Below are 24542 nucleotides of genomic sequence, written 5' to 3'. Positions count from 1 at the left end.
GGGGAGTGCTGGTCGGGGTGGACCGGGATCGGGGGGTCAGGACAGGTTGGCGATCGCCTCGCGGCCGCCCGCCAGGAACTCCGGCCAGTCGCCGCCCTCCTCCTTGCTGCGCGGCTCCACCACGCCGTGCAGGTACTTGTTGAGGATCGCCAGGTCCTCCGGCTCGCGCCGGGCCAGTGAGCCGACCAGCGAGGAGGCCAGGGTGTGCGCGTTGAGCGCCTTCTGGCCGAAGAAGTTGCTGTGCAGCACCGCGTCCTCCAGCACCCCGATCTGCTCGGCGGTGGAGAGCGCCGACTCCAGCTTCTCGTCGTCGCTGCCGGCCGCGGCCGCGGAGGCGCGCAGGTCGGCGAAGGACTGCAGCAGCACGTCCAGCAGCGTCGGCGGCACCTCCAGCTCGATCTGGTGGCGGCGCAGCAGCTCCTCGGTGCGGTAGCGGACGATCTCCGCCTCGCTCTTCCTGTTGGTCACCACCGGGATCCGGACGAAGTTGAACCGGCGCTTGAGCGCGGAGGAGAGGTCGTTGACGCCGCGGTCGCGGCTGTTGGCGGTGGCGATCACCGAGAACCCGGGCTTGGCGAAGACGATGCCCTCCTCGCCCGTCAGCTCCGGCACCGAGATGTACTTCTCGGACAGGATCGAGATCAGCGCGTCCTGCACGTCGCTGGTGGAGCGGGTCAGCTCCTCGAACCGGCCGACGGTGCCGGCCTCCATCGCGGTCATGATGGGCGAGGGGATCATCGACTCGCGGGACTGGCCCTTGGCGATGACCATCGAGACGTTCCAGGAGTACTTGATGTGGTCCTCGGTGGTGCCGGCGGTGCCCTGGACCACCTGGGTGGAGTTGCGGCAGATCGCGGCGGCGAGCAGCTCGGCCAGCCAGCTCTTGCCGGTGCCCGGGTCGCCGATCAGCAGCAGGCCGCGGTCCGAGGCGAGGGTGACGATGGCGCGCTCGACGATGCTGCGGTCGCCGAACCACTTCTGGTCCACCTCGCGGTCCAGGCCGTCGGCGCGCTCGGAGCCGAGGACGAACAGGCGGACCATCTTGGGGGACAGGCGCCAGCTGAACGGCTTGGGGCCGTCGTCCACCGACTCCAGCCAGTCCAGCTCGGCGGCGTACTTGAGCTCGGCGGGGGCGCGCAGCAGGTCGCTCATGGTGGTGTGGGCCTTTCGGGTGATTGATTGTCAGTTGACTGGCAATTGATCAGCAGTTGAGGGGGAGGTGTACCGGTGGCCGGCAGGTGTACTGGCGCGGCTGACTGGCTGGCTGGATGCCCGGGTTGGCGGGTGCGCGGGTCCCGGGTGCGTGGCTGGCGGGCTGCGCTGGCCTGCGCCGGGCTGGGTGGTCAGGCCAGGAAGGTCTTGAGCTCGTGCACCAGCTTGCGGATGTGGCCGGAGAGCACCGGTGTGCCCTGGTCCTTGAACCGCTCGCGGAACCAGGGGTTGACGCTGCCCTGGCCGCCGCTGGTCACCGAGCCGACCGGGATGAACTTGGCGCCCGAGCGGTGCACGGCGGCCATCTGCTCGAAGAGCTGCTCGCCGCGCCATTCGTAGAAGTCGGAGATCCAGACGACGACGGTGTTGCGGGGCTCGGCGATCTTGGGTTGGGCCAGCGCCATCGCGACCGTCCCGTCCGTACCGCCGCCCAGGTTGGTGCGGAGCAGCGTCTCGAATGGATCGTGCACCCATGGAGTCAAGTCGAGAGCCTGGGTGTCGTAGGCGATCAAGTGGACGTCAACCTTCGGCAGGCCGGTAAAGATCGACGCGAGGATCGTGCAGTTGACCATGGAGTCAACCATTGATCCGGATTGATCAACCACGACGATCAACCTTGCCGGCGTGGTGCGCCGTACAGTGTGGCGGTAGTACAGGCGATCAACGTAGAGCCGCTCCTCCTCCGGGCTCCAGTTCGTCAGGTTCTTCCAGATCGTCCGGTTCAGGTCCAGGTTGCGGAACACCCGCTTGGGCGGCACCGAGCGGTCCAGCTCGCCGACCGTACTTTTGGCCACCTGGGTGCGCAGCACCTCGGCCACCTCGTCGACGAAGCGTCGGATCAGCGCTTTCGCATTGGCCAGCGCGATGCCGGACAGGTTGTTCTTGTCCCGCAGCAACTGCTCGATGAGCGACATGCTCGGGGTCAGCTGGGCGGCGAGCTTGGGGTCTGCGAGCACCTCGCGCAGGTGCATCCGCTTGACCAGGTCGGCCTCGATGGCACCCAGCTCCGGGCCGATCTGCGGGATCAGGGTGGACAGGTCGGGGGTGGGCAGGCCGGCACCCGTGCCGGTGCCGGCGAGCCGCCCGCCCGTGCGGGCGCCCGTGCCCGGAGCCCGGCCGCGCAGCCCGCCCGGCTCGCACCCGAAGGCGCGCTCCAGCCACCCGGCGTCCGACTGCCAGCGGGACAGCTGACCTGCCGTCACCGTGCCGCGACCGGTGGCGAAGACGTTGAGCAGCACCTTCGCGGCCAGCGCGGCACGGCGCACCTCGGCCTGGCGGTCGCGGTCGTCGTCGCCGCCGCCGCCGACGCCGTTCTCGTCCCCGCTTCCGTTCCCGTTCCCGGCCTTGTTCTCGGCGGGCGGCACCATCAGGCCATCGAACTCCGCAGCCAGCTCCGGGTGGCGCTGCACGATCGCGTCGATGGAGGCGCCCGGATCCAGCAGCGCCGTCGGCAGTTCGGCGTCCTCCACCACCGCCAAGCTCGCCGACTCCAGCGTCGGCTGCTCCTCCTGGTCGAACAGGCGGGCGAGCAACCGCCAGTACAGCACCTGCCGACGGTTCTCCAACGCTGCTGGGTCCTGAATGTTCTGACTGTCCGTCACTTCCGCAGCAGCCTTCCCGCTCGCTCCCGCAGCACGGCGACCGCCTCGGTGGCGGCCTTCTCGGCCTTCACGCCGAGCTTGTCCGCGGTGCCACCCGCCCAGCCGCCCGCGTGCACCGCGACCGTCTTCTTCTTCACCGTGGTCTCCACCGCCAGCGGCTGGAGCACGAACCGCCCCGCGTCCCAGCGCAGCAGGCCGATGCAGGCGGTGGAGGCGGCGACGGCCGCCGGGGTGAGCGGACCGGCCGCCGGGATCCGGTCGGTGTCCACGAACAGCTGGTGGCCCGCAAGTTCGAACCGCACCCCGTTCTCCGGGTGCATCCCGACCTCCTGGTCCGCCCCGGCCCCCGGGCCCACCGCATCCTCCGGGCGCACCGCGTAGCCCACCAGGAACACCGGCTCGGCCAGCCGCGCCGGGTGCCGCTCCAGCGGCGGCGTCACGGCCGCGTGGGCGGCGGCCAGTGCGACCCGCGCCGTGGCGAACGGGTCGGCCGGCTCGCCCGCCACGGCCAGCTCGTCCTGCCAGTGCAGGTCGCCGGCCGCGGTGAGCGCCATGCCCGTCAGCTCCATCGCGCGACCCTCGCCGGCGGCGGCCAGCAGCGCGCACTGCGGGCGCAGCAACTGCCAGACGCCCGCGCCGACCACCGTGTCCGGCTTGGGCACCGCCACGCTCGCCCGCACCAACCGGCTCGGCCCACCGTCGGCGGGCTCGAAGACGGCGTGCACCTGGGCCTGGGCCGCGGTGGCGTGCTCCTGCAGGTCGACGCCGAGCGGCAGCAGGCGCCCGGTGACCGGGACGGCGGGCGGCTCGGCGAGCGCGCCGGGCTGGGTGAGCAGCAGGGCTCGTGCCCACAAGTCGGCCCAGCGGCGCACCGGGACGCGCTCCAGCGCCGCACCCGGGCAGCTCGCGGCCAGCTCGGCGGCGAACCCGTCCAGCAGCACGGCGAGTCGGCGCAGCGCGGGGTCGGGCAGCATCGCCGAGACCACCGGCGCGGCGCCCGCGACCAGCTCGTGGTCGATCCCCTGCCAGCCGGCGCGAGCCAGGTCGCAGAGCCAGGACCGGGCCGCCGCGAGGACGTTGAGGGGTGCGGCGGGCGCGGGCGCAGCAGCCGGGTGGGTGCCGGCGGTGCGCCCGGTCGCGGCCGTCACGACCGCCGCTAGCGCATCGTGCGCCGCGCCGAGCAGCGCACCGCGCGCGGCCGCGAGCAGCATCAGATGCTCCTCGCCCGCGGCCCCGGTCGCGGCCTTCTCGGCCGCCCCGGCGACGCCGGCGGCCAGCGGGCCTGCCGCGAGTGCGTCAGCCAGGTCGGCCAACGCGGCGGCCTGGGCGGGCTGCGGGCGGAGCAGGCCGTTGACCAGGGTGCGGTCGAACGCATCGACCACGGCGAGGAGTTCGGTAAGTCCGTCGACCGGTTCGGTCAGCAGGTCGGTGCGCATCAGGCCACCGCCACCCGGGTCGGCGGGAACCAGTGCAGCTCGGGCAGCGGCGCCGTGCTGGGGGCCAGCTCCAGGTAGGCCAGGTGGCGCAGGAAGCGGCTGAACACCGCGGCGGCCAGCTCCTTGCCGGGGACCGCGCTCGGCCGGGCCGCCCGCATCGCGCTGCTCAGCTGCGCCGCGGTGGGCTCGCCCTCGCCCGCGTCGACCTTCAGGTAGCGGGCCACCCGGGCACCGCCGTACTGCAGCACCGCCTCGCCGACCAGCGCCAGGATGTGGTTGCAGAAGCTGCCGCGCGCCCCGCCGCAGGGCCGGTTGTTGTTGGTGCTGCAGGCGAACGCGTGGTCGCCTGCCGCCACCGAGGAGACATAGACCCGCTCGATGTCCGAACCGCTGGACACCACCCCCTGCAACCGCCCGTCCGCCAGCTCGACGAACGGCACCTTGGCCAACTTGCGCACCCGTGCGGGCGCCAGCACCCGCGCGGTGCTCGACTCTCCCCAGCGCTGCTCGTCTGACGACACCTCGGACAACACACCAGCTCCTTCGGGGCAGGGGGAAGCGGCTCACCGCTGAGGGGGGATTCAGCACGCCGGACCGGCGCGATATGAAGAACCTATCGGTCTACGCTGACAACACCGGCCCCTGCGCCGACCGGCTGACGCCGCCTCATGCCTGCCGCGCACCACCCCCTCCACCTGCTGCAATGGCCGGGTGACGGACTACTCGGACCTGCGCGCCCTGGTCATCAACTGCACCCTCAAGCGCTCCCCGGAACGCAGCCACACCCAGGGCCTGATCGACGTCAGCACCGGCATCCTGGCCCGCCAGGGCGTCGCCGTCGACGTGCTGCGCGCGGTCGACCTCGACCTCGCCACCGGCGTCTGGCCCGACATGACCGAGCACGGCTGGGAGACCGACGACTGGCCCGTCGTCTACTCCCAGGTGATGGCCGCCGACATCCTCACCCTGGCCGGCCCGGTCTGGCTCGGCGACAACTCCTCGGTGATGAAGAAGGTGATCGAGCGGCTGTACGCCTGCTCCTCGATCCTCAACTCCGATGGCCAGTACGCCTACTACGGACGTGTCGGCGGCTGCCTGATCACCGGCAACGAGGACGGCGCCAAGCACTGCGCGATGAACGTCCTCTACAGCCTCCAGCACCTGGGCTACGTGATCCCGCCGCAGGCCGACGCCGGCTGGGTCGGGCCGGCCGGTCCGGGGCCGTCCTACCTGGACCCGGGCTCGGGCGGGCCGGAGAACGACTTCACCAACCGCAACACGACCTTCATGACCTGGAACCAGCTCCACCTGGCCCGGATGCTCAAGGACGCGGGCGGCATCCCGGCCCACGGCAACCAGCGCTCGGAGTGGGACGCGGGCTGCCGCTTCGACTTCGAGAACCCGGAGCACCGCTGAGCGCGGACCTGGTAGTGCGGCTGAGGAGGACCCGGCTGGGGCGCCGACCGGTGACGAGGTCCGAGCTGCAGCATCTGCGTGGCTGAACCGGTGGCGGGCGAGTCAGCTCAGGATCGCCGCTGACAGCCGCCGCGGTGGCGTCCCAGTTCCGATGGCCGTTGGCGCGGGGAGCCGGCTGATTCGGCCTGCCAGGTGAGGCGCTGGCCGAAGACCGCGGCGGAATGCTGCGGGGCCGATGCCCGGGACGATGGCGGTCGTGTGGGTTCTCACGGATCCGGTTGAGGTCGGCGGCGATCACGTTGTCGCCGGCGCCGACCCTGTCCGGGTTCCGCGAGGCCGCAGGGCCGGTCGGTTCAGGGCGTGATCGACGGTCGCGGGCGCAGGAGGGCGTTGAGGGAAGCTGCCGTCGTCGCGTCAAACCCCGCCTGGCACGCGATTCCCAGCTGCTCCGCGACCTTGCGGATGTTGAGGTCGACCGTGCTCTCGGCCAGGGTGGCGAGTGCGTCGATCGCGGCGCGTGCCCGCAGGACGGCCGTGCCGACGAGGGCGGCGCCGACGAGGGAGGCCGGCCACCATCCGGCGGAGACGGTGACGAGCAGGTAGGCCGTTCCCCAGGCGGCGAGCCGGCCGGCGTCCGCATAGCTGTCCCGAACGCCCTGGATGTCCTTGCGGGCCTCGCTGTCGGCGACGGCCCAGATGTGCGGCCAGACTTCCGCGAGTTCGACGTCGTAGCGTTGTCGGACCCGAACGGTTGCGGTGGCCATGCGCTGGGCCGTCCAGGTCGGCCGGTCCGGTGGGCCGTCCGGGAAGAGCCGCTCCTGCTTCGCGCGCAGTTGGGCTTCGGTCGGACGACGGCGGTACGGCGGCGTCCCGTGGAGGTGGTCGTCAACGCGCTGGTCACGAGCCTCCTGGATGGCGCGGGTGAGGGTGGTCCAGCGACGGATACGCCGATGGGTCAGCACCGTGACGTACCAGTGCGGCCGGTCCGGGATCCAGGCCCGCTCGAAGGTTCGGCCCGCCGAGGCCGCAGCTGCCCCGGCGGCGGTGGCGAGAGCGGTCACGAGCAGCAGGGCGGTGAGGAGTTCGGCCGGCTGCTTGTGTGCCTGCGAGCCGGCGAACGCGTTCAGGTAGGTGCGGAGGTACCGGAGGTCCACCGCGTGCCGGAAGCCCGAGTGTCGCGCGATCACCAGGCACATGACGAAGAGCAGGCCGGGGCCGAGCAGCAGCGCGGCCCAGCGCTCGGCGGCCTTCTGGGAGATCCCCAGGAGCAGTGTGGTCACGGTGTCAGGGGCAGTCGACGAGAGGGCGGTCGACCAGGGCACAGGTGGCCGCGCTCTCCTCGGCGCGGGTGCACCAGCGGACCGGGCAGACCCGCAGGGGCGGTACCTCGCGAGGGGCCCGGACCCCCGGCAGCGGGCTCCACGTCCGGTCCGGCCGGGTCAGGCCGTGCAGACCGAAGCCTTTCGCCGCTTTGTCGAGCTGGTCGAGGAGGTCCGTCATCCTGCCCACCGCGCGATCGCCCGAGGCCATCAGTTCGATCACCTCCGCGAGGTGGCTGTCGGCACCGGTCGCCGCCAGCAGGTCGGTCAGTTGACCGTTGCGGCCGTACTCGTGGCAGAGCTTCTTCACCCGCTCGGCGAGCTCGGTCGGCGCGTCATTCGAGGGTCGGCTCGTCGGCATAGCTGGCATATCATCAGCTTAGGTCAGCCAAGGCCGAGTTGGGTCTCTCGCAACGGATGTGGGGCCGGTCGTCATGCGTGATGAGTTGGTGGCGAAGGTCTTCGCGAGACTGGGCGCTGCCCGGGGCGGCAAGGGCAGGGAGGTCCTGCTGTCGATGGACGCCTTGGCGGAGGTGGTGGCACTCCTGGGGCATCGTCGACAGGGGCCGTTCGATCTGCAGGCCATCGGGCTCTCTGCCGGAATGTTTCTGGAACGCAGCCTGGTCGGACCTCCAGGACAGGACATGCTGGAGCTGGAGATAGCGGGCCAGTTGTTCGGCCCGGTATACGCCGTGACACCGCATCTCGTCCCCGAGCAGGTGAGCCGCGTCTACCGGGCCGGGTGCGACCCCCTGGCGACCTTCTCCCGGCGGACCGGCTTCGTCACCGATCCCACGGTCTGGCTTGAGCTGCACGGCGGTCCTCTCCTGAGCTACCACGACACGCGCGACCTCTCCACCTTGAGGCTCGCCGTCGACATTCTCGAGCTGGCCCTCGTGGCCGCCGCTCCGGATCATCCCGAGCTGCCCCGGGTGCTCAAGCAACTCCTCGTCGTGCTGAGTGTCCTGCGCGCGGCCACTCACGAGCGGGACGTCTGCATGCGCGCTGTCCAAGTGGGCAGCCTGGTGCTCCTTCGCATGCGCCCCGGGGAAGCCGACCGTTCACTGATGGACCACCACCATGACACGGCCATGCATGACTTGGCGGGGCGCGACCGCCCAAGCACAACGGCTTCGGGAGAGGTGGACCACCGCTTCGCCCTGATGAACGCGTTGATGCACCTCGGTCTGCTCACTGATGACGCCCCGCCACTGCTCAAGGCGCTTGACCTGTACGGAGAGTTTTCGGAGGAGTTCAGGAATCTGGTGGTCGGCCCTCTGTCGGCCGTGCTGACGAGACTTCTGGGCTGCGGACCGGACGAGCGGGCCGCCGCTGTGGCCCGCTGCCACGACATCCTGACCTCGTCGTCGCCGGCGCACCGCCCGATCGAAGCCGCCGCGCTCCGGGTCCTCTGCGAGGCGGCACTGGAGGATCTGGCCGAGGACGGTGACATCGACTGGATCCGACGGGCCGTCGGACTGAGCCGGCGCCTGTTGGCCGTGGCGGAGGACGGCGGTACACAGTCCCTGGCGAGGTTCTACCTGGCCGCCGGGCTGGGCAGGCTCGCTCAGCAGACCCATGACCTGGACGCGGCGCGGGAGGCGGTCGCGCTGGCGCGCACCGCTCTCGAGTCCATTCAGCAATCGGACCCGGCGAGGGCGGGACTCGTCAGGATCGGACTCTCGGAGGCCCACCGGACCGTCTACGAGTTGACCGACGACCTGGAGGCACTTCACGAGGCGGTCCATGAGAGCAGGCTCGCGATCGAGGTCTTCAACGACGCCGACGGCGTCGTCGCCTCGGGGGCCTACCTGAGCCATGCCACGGCCGTTCTGTACGACGGCGGACGCCGCCAGAGCCCGGAGCTGCTGGGCGAAGCACTCACCTCTCTCAGGCGGGCCAACGAGTACCCGGACCTCCCGGTGGCGGGGCGTGTGGCGATACTGCACCTGCTCACCAGGGTTCTGGGGGACATCTCCTTCCTCTCCCCGTCGGTGGAGACGATCGACGAGGCCGTCGAATTCGGCGAACAGGCCAGGGCGCTGGTGCCGCCCGGTGGCCCGGAGGAGCCGATGGTACTGTGCGAGCTGGCTCGTGTCCAGGGTCTCCGGGGTGCGGCCACGGACGACGCCGAGCGGTTCCAGACGGCGATCGGACTCGCCGAGCAGGCGCTGGCCCGCGCCGACGTCGCCATGCCCGGGACCCTGGTCGCCGCGGAACTGGAACGCGCGACGGCACTGCGAAACCTGGCAAGGGTCACCGGCGACCGGAGCCATGCCCTGGAGGCGCGCGCCGGGTTCGACCGGGTGATCGCCTCGCCGTACGCCCGGCTCGACGTCAGAACGACCGCCGCAGCACTGCGCAGCGGGCTCCCGGCGCCGACAGCCGCCCGGACCCTGGAGGACCTGGCGGAAATGATCGAACTCCGTTGGCTGAACGTCGCTTCCGGCCCGCTTCGGGCCGACCGTGAGAACGTCCTGCGCCGCTACCGCGGGTTCATCGGACAGCTCATCGAGGCCGGGAGCGCGGCCGAGGACCCGGTGCGGACGGTCGAGCTGATCGAGCAAAGCCGCGGCCTGCTGTCGCAGGAGGTCATGACCGTTCACCCGGGAGCATCCGGATCCGACCCGTCGCAGACCGCCGAACTGCTGCAGGTCACCGCCGCGTTGCGGGCGCTCGATCTCCGAGACAGTGCGGCGGAGACGAGTTCCCGGCGCCGCGAGCTGGAACGGGACATTGCGGAGGAACGGCGCAGGGTGATGGACCGCTGGCAGCACCTGCACGGCACGGTCGCACCGGACGCACAGTACTCCCTCGCCGATGCGGCGAGACAGGGCCCGATCGCCCTGATTGCCACCGGCGACGAAAAGGGGTACGCCGTCCTGGTCACCGCCGACGCCGACCGCCCCGTCCGCATCCTCGAACTGCCCGAACTGGCCCACGAGACGGCCCAGGAGCGGGTGTTGACCTTCCTGACTGCCCGGCACTACGCGATGTCGGACACATACACCCTGCGGGTCCGCCTCCAGGCACAGGCAGCGGTTGGTGACACGTTGGCCTGGCTCTGGACGGCAGCCGCCGAGCCGATCCTCGCCGACCTCGGGCTGGCACCCGTGTCCCAGGGCGGCGACTGGCCGCGCATGTGGTGGTGCCCGCTCGGCTTCCTGAGCCACCTGCCCTGGCACGCCGCCGGCGACGGGACCGAGGACGGCGTGCTCGACCGAGTGGTCTCCTCCTACACGACGAGTCTGCGCGCCCTGAACTTCGTACGGCAGATGCCGGAGAGTACCGGCCCGACCCGTACGGTGATCGTCGCACAGGCAGAGGCCCCCGCGACCGCCCCGCTGCGCGGCGTCGACACGGAGGTCGCCGCGATCCGACACTGGCTGCCCGACGCGAGCCTGCTGGCCGGGGCCGGGGCGACGAAGCAGGCCTTCCTGACGGCGCTGGCAAGTCATACGAACGTCCACCTGGCCTGCCATGCGGTGACCGACATCCACTCCCCGGGCATGAGCCGACTGCTGCTCGCCGACCACGAGGTGAACCCGCTGACGATGGCCGAGCTCGCCGCGCTCCAACTGGCCGGTCGTGAGCTGGCGGTGCTGTCGGCCTGCAGCACCGCCGAGACCGTCTCGGACCTGACCGACGAAGGACTGCACCTGACCGGCGCCCTCCAACTGGCAGGATTCCGCCACGTCATCGGTGCGCTCTGGCCGGTCAGCGATGCGACGGCCGGGGAGGTCTTCGATGTCTTCTACTCCCACCTGACGGATGCGGGGAGTCGAGAACTGCGGGTCGAGACCTCCGCCCGCGCGCTGCACCTCGCTGTCCGGCAGTTGCGCGAGCGCTGTCCCGCGGCGCCGACGGTCTGGGCCTCGTTCGTGCATACCGGAGCGTGATCAGGGTGGGCGACTTCGATCTCGGCTCGCTTCCCGGGACGGCGCTTGCAGTACTCGTGACCACCGCCTGGCTGGCGCCCGACCGGATTCCCGTCGAGTTGCTCCCGTCGACGCCGAATCGCGAGCAGGACCTGGCGGTGCTCGTCAGGGTCGGGCTGCTGACGCGAGGTTCGGACGGCACCTACTCCGTCACACCGCAGATCCAGCAGCGATGCCGCCAACTTTGCGGTGACGAATGGCAGTTCACTACGATCGGAGCCATCGCCGGTTATCTCGGCGACCCCGGGTCTCCGGGCGAGAGGGCGCGCTGCATCACGCTCACCCCGCACCTGTCCGCCTGGGTCAGCTACACCAGGGCCGAGGACCACGGCACGGAAACCGCCCTTCTCCTCGACCGCGTGATCGACCTACTGTTCGGAAGCGGGCTGGGGCGTGCAGCCGTGCCACTGTGCGAGCGCGTCAGGGACGTGGTCGCGCTCTGGTTCGCAGCGGACTCACCGGCCACCCGGCAGAGCAGGAGCAGGCTGGCGCGCGCCTGCAGCGAGGCGGGGCAGTACCGGCGTGCCGCCCGGATCTGGGAGGACCTCATCAGCGTCCAACTGGCGATAAGCGGGGCAGGGCATCCGTTGGTGTCGGACCTGGAGAGCGGGCTCGGCGAGGCCCTCCTGGAAGCAGGTGAGCACCGACGGGCACTGGAGGTCGTCGAACGGGTCGTCGCAGACCGGACGGCCAGGCTGGGAGCAGCACACCGTGACACCCTGACGGCCCGGAACAACGTCGGAGTCGTCCTCGAGAGAGCGGGGCGCCGGGACGAGGCCGCCAGCGTGTGGGCCGGGCTCCTTCCGGAGTTCGAGTCGGCCCTGGGGCCGGAGGACCCCGACACCCTCCTGGTGAGGACGCGATTGAAGGACGCTCAGGGCGGTGCGGACGGTCCGGCGGTCGAACCCCAGGCGGCGGCGGAGGCCCGGCCGCACGGGGAACTCACCGCGGAGACGGTCTTCGCCGAGCTGGGACGATGGCACGCGCTGCTGCCCGGCCAGGGCCCGGACTCGGTCGAACCGGAGGTCCGGCATCTTCTCGAACGGGGTGAAGCCGAGTTCGGCGCCGGCCATCCTGCCGTTCTCGCAACTCGACGGCTGATGGCGATCGTCTACGTCCTGCAGGAACGGTGGGACGAAGCGGTCAATGAGGCCGGGGAGACGCTGGATGCAGCAGACCGTTATCTGGGCCGGTCCGACGACCGCACCAAGAGGTCGGTGGCCCTCCTCATGGAGGTGCTGGTCCTGGCCGGGCGCTTCGACGTCCTCGCGCCCCTCCTGGAGGAGAGGCTCGAGGACGTGATCGAGCTGCTCGGCTTCGGCGATCCGCTGGTGCGCGCACTCGCCGCCCGCCGGGCGTTGGGCTATCTGAAGCAGCCGCGGCTGTGGTGACCGCACCTCCTTGCGGTCAAGAGGGGTGTCAGCGCGTTCCGACGGCCAGTACGCCTCCTACGGCCGGGTCGGCGGATGCCTGGTCACCAGCAACGAGGACGTTGTCGGACGCCGCCCCGGGCCCGGGGACGGAACGGCGTGGGGCCGCCGCCCGCCCACGGGCCAGGTCGGTCAGGACAGGTCGCCGTACACCACGCCGCGGCCGTAGCTGCCGAGGTAGACACGGCCGTACACGTCGGGGTCGCCGGTGATGACGGTGATGACGGTCCCGCCGTACTGGTGCTGGTCGTCGTTGATCCGGACCCAGGTCGAGCCGGCGTCGGTGGAGCGGAACAGCCCGGTCACGCCCTTGACCGTCCCGCTGAGGTAGAGGGCCTGGTAGCCGGCGCCCGGCGCCGCCCTGCCGAAGCCGAGGCCGCTCGCCTGGTCCACCCCGGCGACCTTGGTGAAGCTCGCGCCGCCGTTGGTGGAGTGCAGGAGGCCGTTCTCCCTGCCCGAGATCCACAGGTCGCCCGCGACGCCCGGGACCGCCTTGAGCTGACCGTAACCCACGCCGGTGGCGCGGGCGGTGAAGTGCCGCCCGCTGTCGGTGCTGGCGTACAGGGTGCCGCCGCTGAGGGCGTAGAAGGTGCTCGCGGTCGAGCGGTCGGCCACCACGGTCGTGTCCTTGGGCAGGCCGGAGACCGCCGCCCAGGACGCGCCGTGGTTGGTCGACAGGAACGGCAGCCGGCCCTCCGGGGTCCACACCACGGTTGCGCCGTCCGCCGAGACTGCCGTGGAGCCGCTGACGGCGTCGCCCGTCGGCGCCGCCGCGAACGGCGTCCAGTTCGCTCCGCCGTCGGTCGAGTAGGCGCCGTGCTGCTCCCCGCCGGACCCGACCCGCACCGAGACCTCCGGCTTGGCCTGGGCGAAGTCGATGCCCGTGGTGGTGGTGAACTTCGGTCCGGTCAGCGCCTTGGCAGCGGGCTTGGTCAGGTCGTCGTGCCGGAAACCGCTGACGCCGTCCGCGACGTGTGGTCGCGGACGGAGGTCGGCAGCTTCGGCACCGGCTACACCACGAGCGTCCCCGCCGCGGACGCGGTGATGCTCACCGTCACCGGAACCGAGGCGGTCGGCACGGTCTACGAGGCGGAGTCCGCCGCCAACACCAGGACCGGCTCGGCCGTCGACGCGGCCTGTGCCAACTGCTCCGGCGCCACCAAGGTGGGCTACGTCGGCAACGGTGCCGCCAACACCCTGCGGTTCAACGGCATCACCGCCGCCGGCGCCGGCATCAAGGTCCTCGACATCGCCTACGTCAACGGCGACAGCCGGTCCCGCACGGCCGTACTCCAGGTCAACGGGCAGAACGCCACCACGGTCTCCTTCCCCCCGACCGGCTCCTGGAGCGCCCCCGGCACCGTTTCGGTCGAGGTGGCGCTGGCCAAGGGTTCCGGCAACACGCTGGCCTTCTCCAACACCTCCGGCTGGGCGCCCGACTTCGATGCCGTCAAGGTGGGCGACCTCCCCGGCACGAACGGCACCGAGATCGTCGGGCAGCAGTCAGGCCGCTGCGCGGACCTCTTCAACAGCACCATCGGCAACGGCACCCAGGCTGCCCTGTGGGACTGCAACGGCGGCGGCAACCAGTCCTGGACGTACACCACGCGCAAGGAACTGGTGGTCTACGGCAACAAGTGCCTGGACGCCTACCAGGCCGGCACGACCAGTGGCACCAAGGTCGTCATCTGGGACTGCACCGGCGGCAACAACCAGAAGTGGAGCGTGAACGCCGACGGCACCATCACCAACGTGAATGCCGGCCTGTGCCTGGACGCCTCCGGCGCGGCCACAGCGAACGGCACCGCTCTGGACCTGTGGGCCTGCCACGGTGGCGGCAACCAGAAGTGGACCCTGCAGTAGGACGACCCCGGATCCTGCCGTCAGGACGACCCCCGCCCGCGCACGGCGATGCGTGCGGCCACCTGTGCCGCAGCCACCGGCAGGCCCCGGGGGCCCGGCACCGGCGGCCGAGCCGACCTGTGGGCGCCGACCTATCGGTGCGGTGCGCGCCGGTGGCCGTCGTTCCGGGTGTGGGTCCGCCTGGCGTGGTCTTCGGCGAGCAGCAGGTAGCTGCTGGCGGTCCAGGTGTAGGCGCGGTCGCGCAGCCCTTCGCCGGTGAGGGCGTCGAAGTTCTCGGCGAAGCCGTAGTTCTCGCACAGTGCGCGGAAGCGGGCGCTGATCTCGTCGGCCAGCCGATGGTGGCCGGCGCGGCGAAGGCCGTCCTCGATCAGGATGGTGGCGGGTGCCCAGATCGGCCCGCGCCAGTATCCGTCGGCCTGGTAGTGGGGTGAGTCGGGCCGCTCGGTGGCCAGCCCGTGGGCGGTCAGGTGGGTCTCGATGCGGGCGGCCAGGCGGGCGCTGACGTCGGCGGGCAGGTGCTCGCCGAGGACGACGGGCATCAGGTCCAGCAGGCTCAGGCTGGTGGCACCGGTGCCCGTGTGGGGCGACCGGGCCTGGAATCGGTCACCCGTCCACAGTTCCTGCATCACGGCGGCCTGGAGGGCGTCCGCCGTGCGCGCCCAGTCGGCGGCTTCGTCGGCGCGGTCGAGTTCGGCGGCCAGCTCGGCGAGTTCGCGCAGTTGCAGGATCAGGAAGGCGGACAGGTCGGCGGTGATCTGCACGCGGCCGGCGTCGAAGGTGGTGGCGTTGTCCCAGCCGCTGTCGTTGCCGTGCTGGTAGTGCGGCAGCGCCTGGCCGGGTGCCCGCCTGGAGTCGAGCCAGAACCTGGTCCACCGTTCCAGGCGGTGGTAGGCGTCGGTGAGTTCGGTGCGGCTCAGGGGGTGCGGCAGGCGCCGTCGCAGGTGGCGCAGGGCCCAGCCGTGGATGGGGGGCTTGACGAAGTTGTAGAGGATTTCGGAGTGGGTCACGGAGTCGGGCAGTGCGCCGCTCGCGTCCTGGTGGTCGAACATGACCCGGAACTGGTCCCAGGCCAGCTCCGGGGCCCCGGGGGCCAGGGCGAGGGCGTTGAAGCAGTGGTCCCAGCTCCAGACCTTGTCCATCCAGTGCTTGGACATCAGTACGGCGGGGCGCCCGAGGAACCCGGCGGGTCCCACCGTGGCGGACCACACCACGTAGGCGGCCAGTTCGGCGGCCGGGGTGTCCGGGGTGCGCCAGGGGGTGACCGCGTCGGCGAACTCGGTGAACGCCTGGTCGGCCTGGTCCGCCGTCTGCTCGTGGGTACCTGACGGGGCGTAGGGCGGCCGGGCGCTGTCGAGCTCCTCGACGGCCGCCTCCCACCAGCCGGTGCCGTCGTGGGTCAGGGTCAGCCCGCGGTCGGCGCCGCCGAGCGACTCGGTGCCGCAGACGTCCACCTCCTGCCCGGCCAGCACGGTGATGCGGTAGCGCCGGCCGGTCTCGTAGGAGGTGAACAGGTAGGAGCCGTCGAGCGGGTCGTGCAGGAAGTACGTGCCGCTGAACGGTGTGAGCCTTTCGGCCGCTGCGTGAATCCGCAGGCCCAGACCGGTACCGCGCAGCCGCAGGGTGTCGGCGCACTGGTAGGTCAGTTCGATGTGGCCGCCCGGCCCGACCCAGGTCAGCCGTCCCGGTGTGGCGTTCCATTGCGTCTCGGTCCGCTCGCCGCGCGGCCCTGCGACCGGGACCAGGCGCAGCACGGGGTGCATGCCGCCCTGGTGGGAGACCAGGTGCAGGTCCTGGGCACGGACGTGCTCGGAGGTCACGGGTGAGATGTTGAACCAGGAGCCGTGGCTGCTGAAGGGAATGTCGCGGATGTTGAAGGCCGGGCCAGTGAGGGCGTCGGTCATCGCAGGGCACTCGTTTCTGCTGCGGGGCGTGCTCCGCCGACCGTGCGGCAGCCGCGGTGCGCGGGATCGCCGGCGGGCAGAGGCTTCCGGGGGCGGGGAGGGACCGGCGGGTGTCAGTCCTTGACGGCTCCGGCGGTGACGCCGGCGGCGACGTAGCGCTGGGCCAGGACCAGGATCAGCGCGGTGGGGATCGAGGCGACCACGGCGGTGGCCATGATCGCGTTCCACTGCTGGTTGTTGTTGCCGATGTAGTGGTAGATCCCCAGTGTGATCGGCTCGTGGGCGCCGCCGCCGTCCAGGGTGCTGGCGAACACGAAGTCGGACCAGGACCAGAGGAACGCGAACAGCGAGACGGTGACGATCGCGTTGCGGCTCATCGGCAGGACGATCGACCAGAAGGTCCGCAGGCTGCCCGCGCCGTCGGTCCTGGCGGCCTGCAACAGTTCGCCGGGGATGCCGTCCATGAACGCGGTGAAGATCAGCACGGCGAACGGGACGGCGATCGTGGAGTCGGCGACGATCAGGCCCGGCACCGACTGCAGCATCCCGATCTTGAGATAGACGGTGTAGAAGCCCAGCGCCATGATGATGCCGGGGATCATCTGCGCGACCAGCAGCGCGAACCCGAGGGCCCCGCCGCCGCGCGGGCGCAGCTTCGCCAGCGCGTAGCCGGCCGGTGCGGCGAGGGCCACGGTGAGCCCGACGGTGCCGAGGGCGATGACCAGGCTGGTACCCAGATAGGGGAGTTGCTGGTCCAGGACGGCCCGGTAGCCCTCCAGCGTGCCGCGGACCGGGAACCAGGCCGGTGGGGACTTGCGCATGTCCTGGTCGCGGGTGAGGGACACGTTCAGCATCCAGTAGACCGGGAACAGCATCAGCGCGGTGAGTAGGACGCCGGTCGCGGTCCTCCGCCAGGAGGGGTGTCGTGTGGTCATGACGCCTGCTGCTTTCGCTGGACGCGGATGTACACCAAGCCGAAGACCAGGGCGATCAGGACCAGCAGGTTTCCGACGGCGGCGCCGTGGCCGAAGGACGGCAGTGCGTTCCCGAAGCCGAGCCGGTATGACCAGGTGGCCAGTGTGGTCGAGGAGTTGACGGGGCCGCCCCTGGTCATGACCCAGATGATGTCGAAGACCTTCAGGGTGTAGACCAGGCCCAGCAGCAGGGTGATCGCCGAGACCGGGCGCAGCAGCGGGAAGGTGACGTGGCGAAAGCGCTGCCAGGCGTCGGCCCCGTCCAGGGCGGCGGCCTCGTGGAGGGAGGCCGGAATGCCCTGCAGACCGCTGTACAGGACCACCAGGTTGAACGGGATCCCGATCCAGACGTTGGCGATCATCACCGACACCAGGGACCAGGTCGGGGAGGTGAGCCAGTTGACCGGGCCGATGCCCACCGAGTGCAGTACGGCGTTGACGACACCGGAGTCGCTGTTGAGCATCCACGACCAGGTGGAGGCGGACACGATCAGCGGCAGCAGCCAGGGCACCAGGAACAGGGCGCGCAGGGTGGCCGCCAGGCGGAAGTGCCGGCTGAAGAAGACCGCGAGGGCCAGGCCGATCCCGTACTGCAGGAGCAGGCTGACGGCGGTGAACACCACGGTGTGGGTCAGCGCGGGCAGGAAGGCGGGGTCGTCCAGGACGGCGCGGTAGTTCGCCAGTCCGGTGAAGGGGGCGTCGCCGTTGACGAACGAGCGCACCGTGTAGTTGCGCAGGCTCAGGTCGATGTTGCGGTACAGGGGGTAGGCGTAGAACACGCCGAGGTAGATCACCAGCGGTGTGAGGAATCCCCAGGCGGCCCACTGCTGGGAGCGGGGGCGGGACCTGGTTCGCCCGGTGCCGGCGCGCCCGAGGGACGGGTCGGCGGCGGCCGCCCCGTTCCCGACGCGCACAGAGCGGTTCTCCGGTATCCGTGCTGTGTCGTTCATCGGCGGGTCCTGGTGTCCTCGCGGCTGGTGGTGCTACTTGGCGGCGGCCGACTGTGCCGCGGACAGCGCGGCCTGCGGCGACTTGGATCCAGTCAGCGCGGCCTGCGCCGCGGTCCACAACTGCTCGGAGATCGTGGGGTACTTGGTGCCCAGGTTGTCGCTGGTGCGGCCCTTGGCGGCCTTGACCGCGTCGACCCACGGCTTCAGGTCGGGGTCGGCGGCGGCCTGCTTGTCCTGCACCGCGGGGGTGGCGGCGATGTAGGACAGGGTGGTGTCGGTGGCGTAGGAGTTGTCCGCGCTGGTCAGGCAGGACACGAGCTTGTCCGAGACGCCGTAGCGGGCCGCCTTCTTCTGGACCGGGACGGTGACGAACTCGCCACCGGTCGGGGCCGGGGCGGTGCCGCCGGTCATGCCGGGGATCGGGACGACCCCGTAGTCGAAGCCGGCCTTCTTCGCGTTGGCCAGCTGCCAGGTGCCGTTCTCCGCGAAGGCGAAGTCACCGGTGGCGAACTCCTGCCAGCTGGTGGTCTGCGTGTTGTTGATGACCGAGTTGGGAGCCAGGCCCTGCTTGACCCAGTCGGTCCACAGCGACAGTGCGGACGCGGCCTGGGCGGAGTCCAGGTGCGTGAGCTGCGCGCCCGATCCCCAGAACCACGGGAGGAACTGGAAGCTCCCCTCCTCGGTGCCGATCCCGGAGAAGGTGATGCCCTTCTTGCCGGCGGCCTTCACCTTCGTCAGGGCCTCGGTCAGTGACGCCCAGTCCCTGACCGAGGCGACGTCCACGCCCGCCGCCTTCAGGACCGTCTTGTTGTAGTACAGCGCCAGGGTGTTCGCACCGATCGGAGTTCCGAAGGTCTCGCCGCCGCTCTGGCCGGCCGCGAGCAGGTTGGGCGACACCGCCGAGGTGTCGACCTTGTTCTCCTTGGTCGAGGTCAGCACACCGGCCTGGGCGAGCGTGGGGACCACCGGATTGTCGACGATCAGCACGTCCGGGGAGTTGCCCTGCTGCGCCGCGAGGAGTTCCTTGTTGGTCAGGTCGCTGGTGTCGAAGGCGGTGCGCTTGATCTGCACACCGGCCTGGGTGCCACAGGTGTCCAGCAGCTTGGCCCAGGCCGAGCCGGCGTCGAACTGCGGGTACGGATCCCAGACGGTGTAGGTGCCGCCGGCGGAGGCACTGCCCCCGCCAGAAGCGTCCGCCCCGGTCGAGGAGGAGCACGCGGTGCCGGCGGAGGCGAGGACGACGGCAGCGAATGAGGCGGTGGCGAGCCGCCAACCGGTGGATCTGTTCATGGCACGGAACCCTTCGGTCTTACGGAAGGTGCTGAGGGGCGAGAGGAGGGGGAGGAGGCCGTTTCTGCGTTACGGGCCGATGTCGAATCGATTGCGCGAATCGGTTCGACAGAACATAGGTCCGGGGCCGAGGGCCGTCAATAGCCCGGGCGAACCTGATCGCCGGGACGACCGAGGGCTGGATCGAGTGCCCCAGGGGCGACCATGCCGCACGGCTTGCGGTGGAGTGGAGAAGCGCACTACCGTTTCCCGAATCGGTTCGACTGGGCGCGACAGTTTCGCGCGCAGCGGGACCAACGGCCGCCCCATCTCCGTGAGGACAGCGATGAACATCGGGGAGATCGCCAGCCGCGCAGGCGTCTCGCGGAGCACCGTCTCCTACGCGCTCAGCGGCAAGCGCTCGGTCTCGGACGCCACCCGCAAGCGCATCCAGGACGTCATCGACGAACTCGACTACCGGCCCAACGCCGCCGCTCGTGCCCTCAAGGAGGGCCGGACCCGGACCATCGGCCTGGTGATCCCGCCCGCCAGCACCCGGCTGACCCACATGCAGCTGGACTTCGTGGCCAGCGTCGTCGAGGCCGCGGCCCGCGCCGACCTGGACGTCCTGCTGTCCCCCTCCGGGGGCGACCACGACCGGTCGTTCGAGCGCCTGCTCTCCGGCGGGCGTGTCGACGGGGTGATCCTGATGGAGATCCGCCTGGAGGACTCCCGGGTCCGCAGGCTGCAGAACGCCAAGCTGCCGTTCGTCGGCATCGGGCACACGGCCCGCGCCGAGGAGATGTGCTGGATCGACGTCGACTACGCCGCCGTGATCAACCAGTGCGTGCACCACCTCGCGGACCTGGGACACACCCGCATCGCGCTGGTCAACCGCTCCGTCGAACTGGTGGCGGCCGGCTACGGGCCCGGACACCGGGCCCGTGACGGGTTCACCGCTGCCCTCGCCCAGCGCGGCATCCAGGGCATCGACCTGGAGTGCGGGGACGACGCGGCCGCCGGCCTGGAGTGCGTCACCCGGCTCCTGCGCGAGCACCCCGAGGTCACCGCGGCCGCGACCATCAACGAAGCCGCGCTGCCCGGCATCCAGCGCGGCCTGGAGGAGGCCGGTCTCAGCGTGCCCAGGGACTTCTCCCTCACCGGCGTCGTCGGCCGCACCTGGGCCGAGGAGTTCCGCCCCCCGCTGACCGCCGCAGACGTTCCGGCCCAGGACATCGGCACCCAGGCCATGGACCTGCTGATCGAACGCATCGCGAACCCGGCAGCTCCCCGCCGCAACATCCTGCTGGCCCCGCCCGTCTCCCTGCGCGCCAGCACCGGCCCCGCGCGCACCGGGTCCGCACGGTAGTCGGATCCCTCCGACCCGGGCCGATGTCTGGCTGGGCGAAACGGCAGGTTGCTCGAGCGGGACCTCTTGGAGGGCCTGGCGCGGCGGGTGCTGATTCAAGTTCAGTATCGCGGGTAGCCGAACTCCGTTCCCTGCTGGAGGAGTGGAGAAAATGGGTATCGGAGGCTGCGTTCTGTTGTTCGCTGCCGGTGCGGTGCTGGCCTTCGGGGTCAACTGGCACCTGGCAGCAGTCAATGTCCACGTAGTGGGGTGGATACTGATGGCCGCCAGTCTGCTCGGCCTGATCACCTACATGAGTGTCCTCAGGCGTCGGCGCTACGTTGGCCGGCCCGGTCCCGACGAGGTCGTCGAGGAGCGCCGGTACTACGACGGGCTCTGACCGACCTGGTCAGGCGGGCGTGGACCGGTGAGCGCTGCGGCGGGTTGCGGATGTGGGAGCCTCGGGCGCCGGTGGGCCGGCGGCCGAGGCGGGGTGGCCTGGCGGTGGGTCAGGAGGCGGTGCCGGTCACGGTGGTGCCGGACTTGGTCACCTGGTAGGTGAGGGTGGCTCCGGTCCAGTAGTGGAAGGTGAGCCTGACCGGCGCGCCGTCCCTGAGGCTGGTGAGGAAGTCGGAGGTCAGGGTCGTGGTGCCGGCGGTGTAGTCGGAGGCGAAGGAGTACCCGAACTGCTGGTACGGGGTCCAGCCGGCCGGGCCCGCGTTGGTCCCGTCCGCGTAGGTGGCCTCCATGGTGGCCAGCAGGTCGCCGTTGAAGCGGGTCGGGACGGTGAGGCCGGTGGTGGTACCGGTGGCGTCCGTGACGGTCGGCTTGTCAAACGAGCGGACGTTGAGCGGCCAGGGGACACCGTCGGAGTACCTGACCTGGAGGGTCGAGTTGAGGCCGTAGGCGCGGTCGCCGGCCAGGCGGGTGAGTGCTCGGGAGGTCAGCGTCAGCTGGTCGCCGGCCAGGGTGTAGTCGAGGTAGGGGATCAGCGGGGTGTCGCCGTGCCACAGGCCGGCGAAGAAGAGCCCGTTGGTGTTCAGGGTGATGGTCTGTGCCGGGATCGGGCCGGACTTCGGCACGAAGAGGTTGTCGGTGGAGGCCGTGCCCGAGCGGGTGGTCCAGGACGCCTTGACCAGGGCCACCAGCTCGGGGTCCCGCCACTGCATGGTGGCGCGGTTCAGGACTTGGTAGGCGTCCCAGAGCGCGGTGGTGAGGCCGTTGATCCGGGCTTGGTAGTCGACCGCCTCGAAGTACTTCAGCATCTCCCCGCGCTCGATCCAGCCGGAGTTGGTGTCGGTGAGCAGGCCGTACTCGCCGAGGTAGACGGGGATGCCCTTGGCGACGAGGGTGTCGTGCACGCGGGTGAAGCCCTCGGTCAGGTCCTGCTGCGCCTTGGCGTCGAAGTTCGTGCCGCCGGCGATGTTCACGCTGAACGGGTACCAGCTGTAGTAGTGCACGGTGGCGACCAGGTTGCGGTCGTGCAGCGCGTGGATCGTCGTCGTCAGGTCGTCGAGCCGGTTCTGGGCGTTGTTGGTCTCCAGCGAGGGCAGGACGAGCAGGCGGTCCTTGTTCTGGCCGCCGGAGTTGCGCACGATGTCGTGGAACGAGGTGTTGAGCTCGTTCAGGTACTGGCTCTTCCGGGCGTCGGTCGCGTCGTTGAACTGCGGCTCGTTGATGCTCTCCATGAGCAGCTTGCGCGGCTCGTCCTTGAACTCCGCGGCGATCTGCTGCCAGGTCGAGTTGAACCTCGCCACGGTGGTGTCGTGGTCGGTGGACATGTACTCGATCCACTTCCACGAGTCGTGGTGGACGTTGATCTCCACGTAGAGGCCGTCCGCCATGGCCCAGTCCACCACTTGCCTGACCCGCTTCATCCAGACCGGGTCGATGGTGTACGGGGCGGTGTCGGACTGGTGGGGGAACCAGGTGACGGGGATCCGGACGCTGCGGAAGCCCTGGGACCGGATGTGGTCGAACAGCGCCTTCGTGGTGAGCGGGTTGCCCCAGGAGGTCTCGTCGGGGATGGCGTCCAGCGTGTTGCCCAGGTTCCAACCGGGCTGCATGGCGGCCACGGCGGCCATCGGATCCCGGGGCGCCGGTGCGGTCGGCCCGCCCCCGGCCCGGTCGGGATCGGTCGGGGCGGCCAAGGCGGTGCCGCCGGCCAGGCTGCCGGTGGTGGCCAGCGCCACCAGGAGGGCCGCCGCGCGGCCGAGCCGGCGGCGGTTCGGGCGGGTGCTCCGCGGTGCGTCGTTCACGTGTCGTGCCTTTCGTGGGGAAGGGAGACCGTGGTCGGGATGACGATCCGTCAGGCGAACGGCTGGGGCCGGTAGTCGAACCAGTCGAAGTGGACGGTGCCGGCGGCGGCGTACATGCCGACGACCCGCCCGGTGAAGCCGCCGGCCACCTCGGTGGACAGGTAGCGGCCGTCGAGGGTGGCGAGCACGGTGAAGGTGCCGTCAGGTTCCTCGACGCCGAAGGAGAGCAGATCGGGGCCGGTCCGCGGGCCCTGCCGCGGCGCCGGGGCGGTCTCGACGCCGAGCACCGCCGGCCCGGGAGGCAGCGGTCGGGCCGCCACCTCGGTGCGCAGCGGTCCGATCCGGGCGAGGACGCGCACCTGGCCGTCGCCGGCCTCGATCTCGTAGTGGTGCTGCTCGTCCAGCCGCACGGCCAGGCCGCCCCGCCCGGCGGCGGCGTCGACCAGGGTGCGGACCCGGCAGGACAGGTGCTGCTGGCGCCGGCCGGTGAACACGGCGTCGGGCTCGTCCAGTGAGCTGCCGGCGGCGTTCAGGGTCAGCCAGCCGGACCGCTCCTTGGTGGTGCAGTGCTCGGCGCGGCGCTCGCGGACCGAGATCCAGCGGGGATGCAGCTCGGCCTGGTCGAACTCGTCGCGGGCCGGCTCCGCCGGAGCGGGCCGGATCGGCCAGGGCGGCGCGGGCAGCTCCAGCGACGGCTCGCCCACCACCGGCCAGCCGTCGACCCAGCTCACCGGTGCGAGGAAGGTCTCGCGGCCCAGCACGTGCCACCCGGGGGTGCCCCCGCCGGGCCGGACGCCGAGCAGCAGGAGCCACCAGGAGCCGTCGGGCCCCTGGACCAGGTCCGCGTGGCCGGTGTTCTGGACGGGGTGGCTGGTCCCGCGGTGGGTCAGCACGGGGTTGGCCGGGCACGGTTCGAACGGGCCGGCCGGCGAGCTGCCGCGGGCGACGGCGACGCTGTGGCCGCGCTCGGTGCCGCCTTCGGCGATGAGCAGGTACCAGTACTCGCCGATCCGGTACAGGTGCGGCGCCTCGGGCGCCAGCGCGCCGGGTGTGCCGGACCAGACCTGGTGCGGCTCGGAGGTCTCCCCGGTGACCGGGTCGAGGCGGACCTGGCTGACCCCGGCGACGGTGCACCAGCAGGTGCCGTCCTCGTCCCAGGCCAGGTCGGGATCGATGCCCGGCACCCCGGGCAGCCGCAGCGGGTCCGACCACGGGCCGGCCGGGTCGGTCGCGGTGAAGAGCAGGTTGCCGCCGTCGCCCACGTTGGTGACGATCAGCCAGAACCGGCCGTCGTGGTGGCGCAGGGTGGGGGCGTAGATGCCGCCGGAGGAGGGCATGGTGCGGGGCAGGCGCAGCTGGCCGGGCCGGTCCAGGGCGTTGCCGAGCTGGGTCCAGTTCACCAGGTCCCGGCTGTGGAAGACCGGGATGCCGGGGAAGTACTCGAAGCTGGAGCAGACGAGGTAGTAGTCGTCGCCCACCCGGCAGACGCTCGGATCGGGGTGGAAGCCGGGGATCACGGGGTTGGCGACGGTGCCGTCCGCCTGGTGCTGGCCTGACACGCGGTCATGTCCTTTCGGGGGCTGTGGGGATGGTGTCGAGTGGTGCTCGGTGGCGGGTGGGCGACTCC

The 24542-nt window shown here is 71.0% G+C and carries 18 protein-coding genes and 1 pseudogene; 6 read left to right on the top strand and 13 right to left on the bottom strand.

The features are described from left to right. Positions 1-36 precede the first annotated feature (36 nt). The 4 genes from C7C46_RS13765 to C7C46_RS13750 form a co-directional block, all read right to left on the bottom strand. A complete protein-coding gene (locus tag C7C46_RS13765) occupies positions 37-1152 on the bottom strand; it encodes an ATP-binding protein (RefSeq protein ID WP_110669325.1) in 1116 nt (371 codons plus the stop codon). 191 nt (positions 1153-1343) lie between these two features. Next, positions 1344-2813 carry a VWA domain-containing protein gene (locus tag C7C46_RS13760; protein WP_110669322.1) on the bottom strand — a complete coding sequence of 490 codons (1470 nt, stop codon included), beginning with the start codon at positions 2811-2813 and terminating at the stop codon, positions 1344-1346. Further along, positions 2810-4282, bottom strand: coding sequence for a hypothetical protein (locus C7C46_RS13755; RefSeq protein ID WP_181442345.1), 1473 nt, complete (start codon positions 4280-4282; stop codon positions 2810-2812). Before C7C46_RS13755 ends, C7C46_RS13760 begins: the two co-directional genes overlap by 4 nt. Then, positions 4249-4779, bottom strand: a complete 531-nt coding sequence (locus C7C46_RS13750; protein WP_245984404.1) for a hypothetical protein — start codon at positions 4777-4779, stop codon at positions 4249-4251. Before C7C46_RS13750 ends, C7C46_RS13755 begins: the two co-directional genes overlap by 34 nt. A 181-nt stretch (positions 4780-4960) precedes the next feature. Between C7C46_RS13750 and C7C46_RS13745 the strand changes: the two genes are divergently transcribed. Then, positions 4961-5665 (top strand): flavodoxin family protein, encoded by a 705-nt coding sequence (locus C7C46_RS13745; RefSeq protein ID WP_110669317.1) that lies wholly within the window; start codon positions 4961-4963, stop codon positions 5663-5665. A 353-nt stretch (positions 5666-6018) separates the two neighbouring features. Here the strand turns inward: C7C46_RS13745 and C7C46_RS13740 are convergent, their stop codons facing one another. Both C7C46_RS13740 and C7C46_RS13735 read right to left on the bottom strand, forming a co-directional pair. Next, positions 6019-6945, bottom strand: a complete 927-nt coding sequence (locus C7C46_RS13740; RefSeq protein ID WP_146259087.1) for a hypothetical protein — start codon at positions 6943-6945, stop codon at positions 6019-6021. A 4-nt stretch (positions 6946-6949) separates the two neighbouring features. Continuing rightward, positions 6950-7345: a hypothetical protein gene (locus C7C46_RS13735; RefSeq protein WP_110669312.1), complete on the bottom strand. Its 396-nt coding sequence runs from the start codon at positions 7343-7345 to the stop codon at positions 6950-6952. Positions 7346-7418: 73 nt separating this feature from the next. Here C7C46_RS13735 and C7C46_RS13730 point away from each other — a divergent pair, with 73 nt between their 5' ends. Next, the gene (locus C7C46_RS13730; protein WP_110669310.1) at positions 7419-10883 is read left to right on the top strand and encodes a CHAT domain-containing protein; all 3465 of its coding nucleotides are present in this window, start codon (positions 7419-7421) and stop codon (positions 10881-10883) included. 5 nt (positions 10884-10888) lie between these two features. Continuing rightward, the gene (locus C7C46_RS13725; RefSeq protein ID WP_146259086.1) at positions 10889-12313 is read left to right on the top strand and encodes a tetratricopeptide repeat protein; all 1425 of its coding nucleotides are present in this window, start codon (positions 10889-10891) and stop codon (positions 12311-12313) included. A gap of 171 nt (positions 12314-12484) precedes the next feature. Here C7C46_RS13725 and C7C46_RS35920 read toward each other — a convergent pair whose 3' ends face one another. Beyond that, entirely contained in the window at positions 12485-13198 is a 714-nt protein-coding gene (locus C7C46_RS35920) for a WD40/YVTN/BNR-like repeat-containing protein (RefSeq protein WP_220040614.1), read from the bottom strand. 117 nt (positions 13199-13315) lie between these two features. Here C7C46_RS35920 and C7C46_RS35915 point away from each other — a divergent pair. Next, positions 13316-14215: pseudogene (locus tag C7C46_RS35915) on the top strand (ricin-type beta-trefoil lectin domain protein); the annotation flags it as partial. Between the two features lie 131 nt (positions 14216-14346). Here the strand turns inward: C7C46_RS35915 and C7C46_RS13715 are convergent. The 4 genes from C7C46_RS13715 to C7C46_RS13700 form a co-directional block, all read right to left on the bottom strand. Beyond that, positions 14347-16116, bottom strand: a complete 1770-nt coding sequence (locus tag C7C46_RS13715) for an amylo-alpha-1,6-glucosidase (protein ID WP_110669304.1) — start codon at positions 16114-16116, stop codon at positions 14347-14349. Between the two features lie 113 nt (positions 16117-16229). Beyond that, entirely contained in the window at positions 16230-17051 is an 822-nt protein-coding gene (locus tag C7C46_RS13710; protein WP_110669302.1) for a carbohydrate ABC transporter permease, read from the bottom strand. Continuing rightward, a complete protein-coding gene (locus tag C7C46_RS13705; RefSeq protein ID WP_110669300.1) occupies positions 17048-18040 on the bottom strand; it encodes a carbohydrate ABC transporter permease in 993 nt (330 codons plus the stop codon). The genes C7C46_RS13710 and C7C46_RS13705 overlap by 4 nt, the downstream gene beginning before the upstream one ends. 33 nt (positions 18041-18073) lie before the next feature. Then, positions 18074-19330 (bottom strand): sugar ABC transporter substrate-binding protein, encoded by a 1257-nt coding sequence (locus C7C46_RS13700; protein ID WP_110669298.1) that lies wholly within the window; start codon positions 19328-19330, stop codon positions 18074-18076. Positions 19331-19655: 325 nt separating this feature from the next. On the opposite strand from C7C46_RS13700, the gene C7C46_RS13695 reads away from it, so the two are divergent. After that, the gene (locus C7C46_RS13695) at positions 19656-20678 is read left to right on the top strand and encodes a LacI family DNA-binding transcriptional regulator (protein WP_110669296.1); all 1023 of its coding nucleotides are present in this window, start codon (positions 19656-19658) and stop codon (positions 20676-20678) included. Positions 20679-20829: 151 nt separating this feature from the next. Beyond that, positions 20830-21057 carry a DUF6458 family protein gene (locus C7C46_RS13690; RefSeq protein ID WP_110669294.1) on the top strand — a complete coding sequence of 76 codons (228 nt, stop codon included), beginning with the start codon at positions 20830-20832 and terminating at the stop codon, positions 21055-21057. Between the two features lie 109 nt (positions 21058-21166). On the opposite strand, the gene C7C46_RS13685 is transcribed toward C7C46_RS13690, so the two are convergent. Both C7C46_RS13685 and C7C46_RS13680 read right to left on the bottom strand, forming a co-directional pair. Further along, positions 21167-22915: a cellulase family glycosylhydrolase gene (locus C7C46_RS13685; protein WP_110669292.1), complete on the bottom strand. Its 1749-nt coding sequence runs from the start codon at positions 22913-22915 to the stop codon at positions 21167-21169. Between the two features lie 50 nt (positions 22916-22965). Continuing rightward, a complete protein-coding gene (locus tag C7C46_RS13680; RefSeq protein ID WP_110669290.1) occupies positions 22966-24474 on the bottom strand; it encodes a glycoside hydrolase family 43 protein in 1509 nt (502 codons plus the stop codon). Between the last annotated feature and the right edge of the window lie 68 nt (positions 24475-24542).

This window comes from Streptomyces tateyamensis (genome assembly GCF_003205575.1).
GTDB lineage: Bacteria > Actinomycetota > Actinomycetes > Streptomycetales > Streptomycetaceae > Kitasatospora > Kitasatospora tateyamensis.
Note: the sequence above shows the minus strand (reverse complement) of the source record. Positions and strands in the feature narration are given on the sequence as shown.